Raw genomic sequence first — 6,957 nt, forward strand, 5'->3', positions numbered from 1 at the left:
GACTATGCGAAGGATTCTCGCCCTGTGCGCGATCGCGCTGCTCACCGTCTTCGGGCTCGTGGCGTGCGGCAAGTCGACCGCCGAGCCGTCCGCGACGGCCAAGCCGGCAACCACGTCGGCGGCCGGCGCGTCGGGCGGCGCCCGCGCCTCGGCACCGTCGAACTCCGCGGTGCCCGCGCGCGTCCTCGCGACGCTCGCCCGGATCGACGCGGGCACGTGGCCGCCGAAGGACGGCTCGGGTACGCAGGGCGGCCGCAACTTCGGAAACTTCGAGAAGCGCCTGCCCGCGACCGATAAGCAGGGCAAGCGCGCGAAGTACACGGAGTGGGACGTCAACGTGAAGAAGTCCGGCCGCGGCCGGGACGCCGAGCGCATCATCACCGGGGCCGACGGCGGCGCCTGGTACACCCTGGACCACTACGAGACCTTCACGAGGATCCGATGAGCACCCTCCCGCAGTTCCTCACCTCCGGCGCCGGTGCCGCGCTGACCGGCACCGATCTGGACTCCCTCAAGCGTCGCGAGCGCCCGCGGGTGCTGGTGGCCCGCGGCAGCCGCATGCGCACCAAAGCCGCACTCCTCGACGAGGTCTCGGCCGCGCTGCAGTTCCCGCTCGACTTCGGTGCCAATTGGGACGCGCTCGCCGACAGCCTGGGCGATCTCGACTGGCTCGGCGGTCCGGCGGCGGTCGTGCTCGGCGTCGCCGAGGCCGAGCAGGTGCTCGCCGACGAGGCCGGCTCCCTGGCCACGTTCGTCGCGGTGCTCGCCGACCGGGAGGTGCAGGTGCTGCTGTCCGTGTCCGACGGTGCCGATGTGCCCCGGGTGCGCTCCGCCTGGGCCGCGGCCGGCCTGACCGTGGAGGCGCTCGCGTGATCATCACGTCGATCAACGTCAACGGTATCCGCGCGGCGGTGAAGCAGCGCTCCGAGGAGAACCTCGGCATGCTGCCCTGGCTTCGTGGGACGAAGGCGGAGGTGGTGCTCCTGCAGGAGGTGCGCGCTACCCACAAGCAGACGCTGACGGCGCTCGCGCCCGCGCTGGAGGAGGGCTGGCACCTCGCTGCCGCCGAGTCCTCGACCGCGGGCCGCAACGGCGTCGCCGTGCTCTCGCGGCGCGAGGCGGACGCGGTGCGCGTCGGCTTCGGCAGCGAGGAGTTCGACCACGCGGGCCGCTACCTCGAGGCCGACTTCGACGGGCTGACCGTCGGCTCGCTGTACCTCCCGTCGGGCGACGTGGGTACCGAGCGGCAGGACGAGAAGGACCGCTTCCGCGCCGAGTTCGGCGCCTACCTGGCGAAGCTGGGCCGGCGGCGCCGCGAGGTGCTGGTGTGCGGCGACTGGAACATCGGCCACACCGAGCTGGACATCAAGAACTGGAAGGGCAACGTCAAGAACTCGGGCTTCCTGCCCGAGGAGCGGGCCTGGATGAGCGAGTACATCGGCGAGGGGCGCGCCTTCAAGGACGTCGTGCGCGAGCTGCACCCCGGCGAGCCGGGGCCGTACGCCTGGTGGTCCTGGCGGGGCAAGGCCTTCGACAACGACTCGGGCTGGCGCATCGACCTGCAGATCGCCAACAACGCGCTGGCGAAGCGGGCCGTGTCCGCGCACGTCGAGCGGGCCGAGGCTTACAACCTGCGCTGGTCCGACCATGCGCCGGTCACCGTGGAGTACGCGGACTAGGGCCGGTCCGCGGCCGGGCGCGCTCCGGCTCGCGTACGGGCAGGTCGATCGCGCGAAACGCCGGGGCGATCGGGCCGCCGGGGCCCGGTGGGACGGTCACGCCGGTCGTGATGATGTGCGCGAACGCCGTCAGATGGGCGGCCACCTCGATGGGCGCTGTGGACTCGGGGATCGCGGCGTAGCCGTGTGCGCACGCGCGTGCTGCGCCGAACGGGAGACCGAAGACCCGGGCGAGCACCGCCGCGAGCGCGTCGGCGCGGCGGTGCAGTGCGCGCACGTACCAGGCGTCCAGCTCCGGGGTGGTCCCGCGCAGCTCCTCGAGGCCGGGCTCCAGGTCGCGATACCCGCTGAGTGATGACCACCTCCGGTCGAGGGCGTGCAGATCGTTCAACAGATTGCGCAGGGTGATCGGTTGCGGTGAGACGGCGCCGGGATTCAGTGGATCGGGAACGCCCAGCGCCTCGAAGAAGCCTGCGGGCGGCCAGGCGAAATGTTCGTCTCCGGGCTCGATCGCCGTCGCCGCGGCGACCTCGGGATCGTCGAGGTCCGGGGGCCAGCACGGCCCGATCCGTTCGCGGGGTGCGAGTACCTTGCGGATGGCGTCCGCCGGTCGGGGCAGCCACCACGTCGTGGGGTATGCCGCCGCAGCCACTGTGGGGAAGTGCCGGCGCAGGGTTCGCGAACTGATGTCGCCTGTCGCCTCCGCCAGGTCGGTGAACGAGATGTTCGCGGTGTGGCGCGCTGCCATGAGGCGCAGGCACGCCTCGGAGACTCGGCGGTCGAAGGCCCTCTGCCGCGCAGGCATCACCGGCCCCGCCCAATACCGATCGCGCCGATCCTCCGCGTCGTACTGCGCCCGCCCAGGCGTCCTCGAATCCCCACCCATGCCGTCCCCCGATCGACCTGTTGAGTTGCGTGCCACGCTACCGACACCGTGCCCCGTCCGTGCTCGGTTCGGGAGTCCGGAGCGAGGAGGGAACGGAACGGGCGCTATGACATCGTGACCGCCAGTGACAGATCCGATACGAGTAGAACGGCCGGACGCCTCGCCGGGCACGAGCCTCGTTCGGAGGCGACGCCGGACCGCGGTCCTCAGGCGTCCGGTTTGTCACTGGCGGTCACGATTTCATAGTCAGCCGGTCGCAGTGGGTGCCCGTGTGTCGGCGCGGTCGCCCCCCCGCGCGTCGCACAGCCGGCACCGTCGGACCGAATACTGAGGAGACCCGCGGAACCGCGGTCGATAGACTCGTTCCTCGTGACGGAAACCGCCCCCACCCCCGCGAAGCGGCAGCGTGCGCTGTCGGGCATCCAGCCGACCTCGGATTCGTTCCATCTCGGCAACTACCTGGGCGCGGTGCGGCAGTGGGTGAAGCTGCAGGACGAGTTCGAGACGTTCTACTTCATCCCCAACATGCACGGCATCACGACGCCGCACGACCCGAAGGCGCTGCGCGAGCGCACCGTCTTCGCCGCGGCGCAGCTCCTGGCGCTGGGCGTGGACCCGGCCCGCTCGACGATGTTCGTGCAGTCGCAGATCCCCGAGCACGCGGAACTGACCTGGGTGCTCAGCTGCATCACCGGCTTCGGCGAGGCCAGCCGGATGACGCAGTTCAAGGACAAGTCGGCGAAGAACGGCACCGACAGCTCGTCGGTGGGCCTGTTCACGTACCCGATCCTCATGGCCGCGGACATCCTGCTCTACCGCCCGCAGCTCGTGCCCGTGGGCGAGGACCAGCGGCAGCACCTTGAGCTCACCCGGAACCTGGCGCAGCGCTTCAACACCCGGTTCAAGAAGACCTTCGTGGTGCCCGAGGCGTACATCGTCTCCGACACCGCGAAGATCTACGACCTGCAGAACCCCACCGCCAAGATGAGCAAGTCGGCGGAGTCCGACGCGGGGCTGATCAGCATCCTCGACGACCCCAAGATCATCGCGAAGCGGGTCAAGTCCGCGGTCACCGACACTGAGCGGGAGATCCGCTTCGATCGCGAGAACAAGCCCGGCGTCTCCAACCTGCTGACCATCGAGTCGGCGTTCACGGGCACCCCGATCCCGGAGCTGGAGCGCTCCTATGAGGGCAAGGGCTACGGCGATCTGAAGACGCAGGTGGCAGACGTGCTCGTCGACTTCGCCACGCCGCTGCGGGGCCGGGTCCAGGGCTACCTCGACGACCGCGCCGAGTTGGACAAGGTCCTGACCGCCGGTCGGGAGCGGGCACGCGAGATCGCGTCCCGGACCCTCGCCGACGTCTACGACAGGGTAGGGTTCCTGGCGCCCTAGCCCGTGTGCAGTAGCGAACTGCAGGAGGACGTCTCCACATGCTCCAGAAGTACCGCGACAAGTGGCCGTGGTTCGACCACATCATGGCGGCCGCGACCCGGTACCAGGACAAGAAGGGCGACTACTTCGGCGCCGGGATCACGTACTTCAGCGTGTTCGCCCTGTTCCCGCTGATCATGGTGGCCTTCGCCATCGGCGGCTACATCCTCATCAACGACGCGGACCTGCTCGCTGAGATCAAGGCCCAGATCAACTCCGTGATCAGCGACGAGAGCCTGCGCAAGTCGGTCAGCGACCTGGTGGACCAGGCGATCGCCTCGCGCAGCACCGTCGGCATCGTGGGTCTCGCCGGTGCCCTCTGGGCCGGCCTCGGCTGGATGGCGAACGTTCGCGCCGGTCTCACGGAGATGTGGGACAGCGAGGTGCCGAAGGAGAACTTCGTCAAGACCAAGTTCGCCGACCTCGGCGCGCTCGCGGGCCTGTTCGTCGCGATGGTGGCCTGCATCGCGCTGATGGCCGCGGGGAGCAGCCCGCTCACGGCCAAGCTCCTCGACAAGGCCGGACTGGACGATGCCCCCGGCCTCCACTTCGTCATCTCCGGGGCGACCCTCCTGGTCACGCTCCTCGCGCTGTGGCTCCTGTGGACCTTCGTGATCGCGCGTCTGCCGCGGGTGCAGTTCCCGTGGCGCAACGCCACCCGCGCGGGCCTCATGGCGGCGGTGGCGTTCATGATCCTCATCCAGCTCGCGACCCTGCTCATCGGCAACGCGATGAAGGGCCCGGCCGGCGCCACCTTCGGCCCGATCCTCGGCATCATGCTGTTCATCTACTTCACCGCGCGGATCGTGCTGTTCGCGACCGCGTGGGCCGCCACCGATCCGCGGAACCAGCGGTACGTGATCCCTGCCGCCCCGGCGCCCGTGGTGATCTCGCCCGTCATCCGCTCCGAGCCCGACGCCGGCCGGACCGCCCTCGCCGGTGCGGCCGGGCTCGTCGCCGGACTGGGCCTCGGCTCACTGCTGCGCCGCAAGCGCTGACGCGCGCCGCTCAGGCGTCCTCGGGCGCGGTCGCCCGCGGCAGCGTCCGGCCCCGGAAGAAGGCGGGCCGCGTCACGGCGCACGCGATCATCAGCGGCACGCCGAGGACCAGCATGCCGATGCCGATCACGAAGACGCCGCCGATCCCGCCGATCACCGTCTGTCCGTAGTCGGGCGCGATCATGTCGACCGCGCTCTGCACGAAGGCCCAGATCATCGCCGCGCCGCCGAGCACGGGGAAGACCAGGCGCAGCACCAGGTTCCGCATCGACCGGCGCAGTGTCCGCCGGAAGTACCACGCGCACGCGAACGCCGTGATCGCGTAGTAGAAGGCCACCGCCAGCCCCAGCGAGCTGATCGAGTCCTCCAGGGTGTTGCGGCTGAGCAGCGCGAGCGTGAGGTAGAAGGCGAGCGCGGACCCGCCCATCACGACGGTGCCGAACGACGGGGTGAGGTACTTCGGATGCACGCGCGCGAACCGCTCCGGCACCGCCCGGTAGATCGCCATCGCGAGCGTGCCCCGCGCCGTCGGCAGCACCGTCGACTGCGTCGAGGACAGCGCCGAGAGGGCGACCGTGAGCACCAACAGGCCCGCGAGCACCGCGCCCCCGACGGGCCGGCCGAGCACGGTGAGGACGTCGTCGTGGTTGTCGGTGTTGCCGAGCCCGAGGCCGGTCTCGCCGAAGCCCGAATACGACTGCACGGCAACGGCGACGAGCACGTAGGTGCCCATGAGCACGACCGTCGCGAGCACCGCGGCCCGGCCGGGCGTCGACGACGAGTCCTTGGTCTCCTCGCCGACGGCCAGGCAGGCATCCCAGCCCCAGTAGAGGAAGATGCAGAGGATCACCGCGGCCGCGATCTGGGAGGCGCTCAGCCCCGTCGGATCCAGCCAGTCCCAGCTCGGCCGCACGGCCTGCGGTCCCGCCGTGCCCCGGTACACCGCCCACAGCGCGGCCACCGCGGCCACGCCGAGCACCGCGAACTGGATGGACATGAGCACGTTCTGCATGCGCTCCGAGACGACGATCCCGCGGTACGACACCCAGGTCATCGCGACGATCAGCGCACACCCGAAGCCCACCACGGCGACGCGGTCGTTCGCGAGGGAGGTCAGGCCGACGAAGCGCAGGAGGTAGCTCGCCGCGATCTCGGCGACGTTCGCCAGGCAGATGATCGCCGAGACCGCGAGGCCCCAGCCGCCCAGCCAGCCGATCCACGGCCCGAACGCCCTACTGCCCCAGGTGAACGTGGTCCCGGCGTCGGGGGTGTCGGCGGCCAGTTCCTTGTACGCGACGGCCACCATGAGCATGGGAACGAAGGCGACCACGAACATCGCCGGCGCCTTGCCCTGCACGTGCCCGACGACGCCGCCGAGCGTCGCCGCGAGGCTGTACGCCGGGGCGGTCGACGAGAGGCCGATCGCCATGTTGCTCAGCAGGCCCAGAGAGTTCGAGCGCAGGCCCTTGTCCGGGACCGGTGCGGCGCCGACGGGCGCGGCGACCACCTCAGCGGCCCCGGTTGGTGCGCATCGCGGCGCCCACCAGGACGGCGATGAGGCCGAGCCCGCCGAGCCCGATCAGGAGCCGCGTGCCGTTGCCCATCCCCGACGGTCCGCTCTCCACCACCAGGTCCTCCTGCGCCCGCTCGGGCCGGCTCGCGGCACCGTCGGCCGCGACCAGCGTGCCCACGGACTTCCCGCGCAGCGCGACGCCGTAGTCGAGGAGCCGCCGGTACTGGTCCCAGTAGGTGTTGCCAGTCTGCGAGAGGCCGAACATCTGCACGATCACGTAGCGGTGGCCGTCGCGGTCGACCGCGCCGACGAAGGTCTTCTTCGCGTCGTCGGTGTAGCCGTTCTTACCGGCCACCGCGCCGGGGAAGTCGGTGAGCAGGCGGTTCTCGTTGACGATCGGATACGGCGCCACCGAGGTGGGGGCCGGCGGCGGGCTCTGTCCGGGCG

Annotated in this window: 7 protein-coding genes and 1 pseudogene; 5 read left to right on the forward strand and 3 right to left on the reverse strand. The window is 70.6% G+C overall.

Annotation, left to right across the window (positions count from 1 at the left end):
• Positions 1–4: 4 nt before the first annotated feature.
• Genes LB823_RS21000 through LB823_RS21010 form a run of 3 tightly spaced genes read left to right on the forward strand, consistent with a single transcriptional unit; the run spans position 5 to position 1,679 of the window.
• Positions 5–445: a ribonuclease domain-containing protein gene (locus LB823_RS21000; RefSeq protein WP_224651145.1), complete on the forward strand. Its 441-nt coding sequence runs from the start codon at positions 5–7 to the stop codon at positions 443–445.
• Positions 442–873 (forward strand): barstar family protein, encoded by a 432-nt coding sequence (locus tag LB823_RS21005; protein ID WP_224651148.1) that lies wholly within the window; start codon positions 442–444, stop codon positions 871–873. The genes LB823_RS21000 and LB823_RS21005 overlap by 4 nt, the downstream gene beginning before the upstream one ends.
• A complete protein-coding gene (locus LB823_RS21010) occupies positions 870–1,679 on the forward strand; it encodes an exodeoxyribonuclease III (protein ID WP_224651151.1) in 810 nt (269 codons plus the stop codon). Before LB823_RS21005 ends, LB823_RS21010 begins: the two co-directional genes overlap by 4 nt.
• On the opposite strand, the gene LB823_RS21015 is transcribed toward LB823_RS21010, so the two are convergent.
• The gene (locus LB823_RS21015; protein WP_224651154.1) at positions 1,657–2,484 is read right to left on the reverse strand and encodes a hypothetical protein; all 828 of its coding nucleotides are present in this window, start codon (positions 2,482–2,484) and stop codon (positions 1,657–1,659) included. The genes LB823_RS21010 and LB823_RS21015 overlap by 23 nt on opposite strands.
• Before the next feature lie 450 nt (positions 2,485–2,934).
• On the opposite strand from LB823_RS21015, the gene trpS reads away from it, so the two are divergent.
• Positions 2,935–3,960: a tryptophan--tRNA ligase gene (gene trpS, locus LB823_RS21020; protein WP_224651156.1), complete on the forward strand. Its 1,026-nt coding sequence runs from the start codon at positions 2,935–2,937 to the stop codon at positions 3,958–3,960.
• A 38-nt stretch (positions 3,961–3,998) separates the two neighbouring features.
• On the forward strand, positions 3,999–4,997 hold the full coding sequence (yhjD, locus tag LB823_RS21025; protein WP_224651159.1) for an inner membrane protein YhjD: 999 nt from the start codon (positions 3,999–4,001) through the stop codon (positions 4,995–4,997).
• 10 nt (positions 4,998–5,007) lie between these two features.
• Here yhjD and LB823_RS21030 read toward each other — a convergent pair whose 3' ends face one another.
• Positions 5,008–6,504, reverse strand: a complete 1,497-nt coding sequence (locus LB823_RS21030) for an APC family permease (RefSeq protein WP_224651162.1) — start codon at positions 6,502–6,504, stop codon at positions 5,008–5,010.
• A gap of 1 nt (position 6,505) precedes the next feature.
• Positions 6,506–6,957: pseudogene (locus LB823_RS21035) on the reverse strand (D-alanyl-D-alanine carboxypeptidase); the annotation flags it as partial.

This window comes from Tsukamurella sp. M9C (assembly GCF_020169415.1).
GTDB lineage: Bacteria > Actinomycetota > Actinomycetes > Mycobacteriales > Mycobacteriaceae > Tsukamurella.

Bases quoted from the DNA above. Each gene is read 5' to 3' on its own strand.
- LB823_RS21000 (WP_224651145.1), top strand. From the start codon at position 5: ATGCGAAGGATTCTCGCCCTGTGCGCGATCGCGCTGCTCACCGTCTTC.
- LB823_RS21005 (WP_224651148.1), top strand. From the start codon at position 442: ATGAGCACCCTCCCGCAGTTCCTCACCTCCGGCGCCGGTGCCGCGCTG.
- LB823_RS21015 (WP_224651154.1), bottom strand. From the start codon at position 2,484: ATGCCTGCGCGGCAGAGGGCCTTCGACCGCCGAGTCTCCGAGGCGTGC.
- yhjD (WP_224651159.1), top strand. From the start codon at position 3,999: ATGCTCCAGAAGTACCGCGACAAGTGGCCGTGGTTCGACCACATCATG.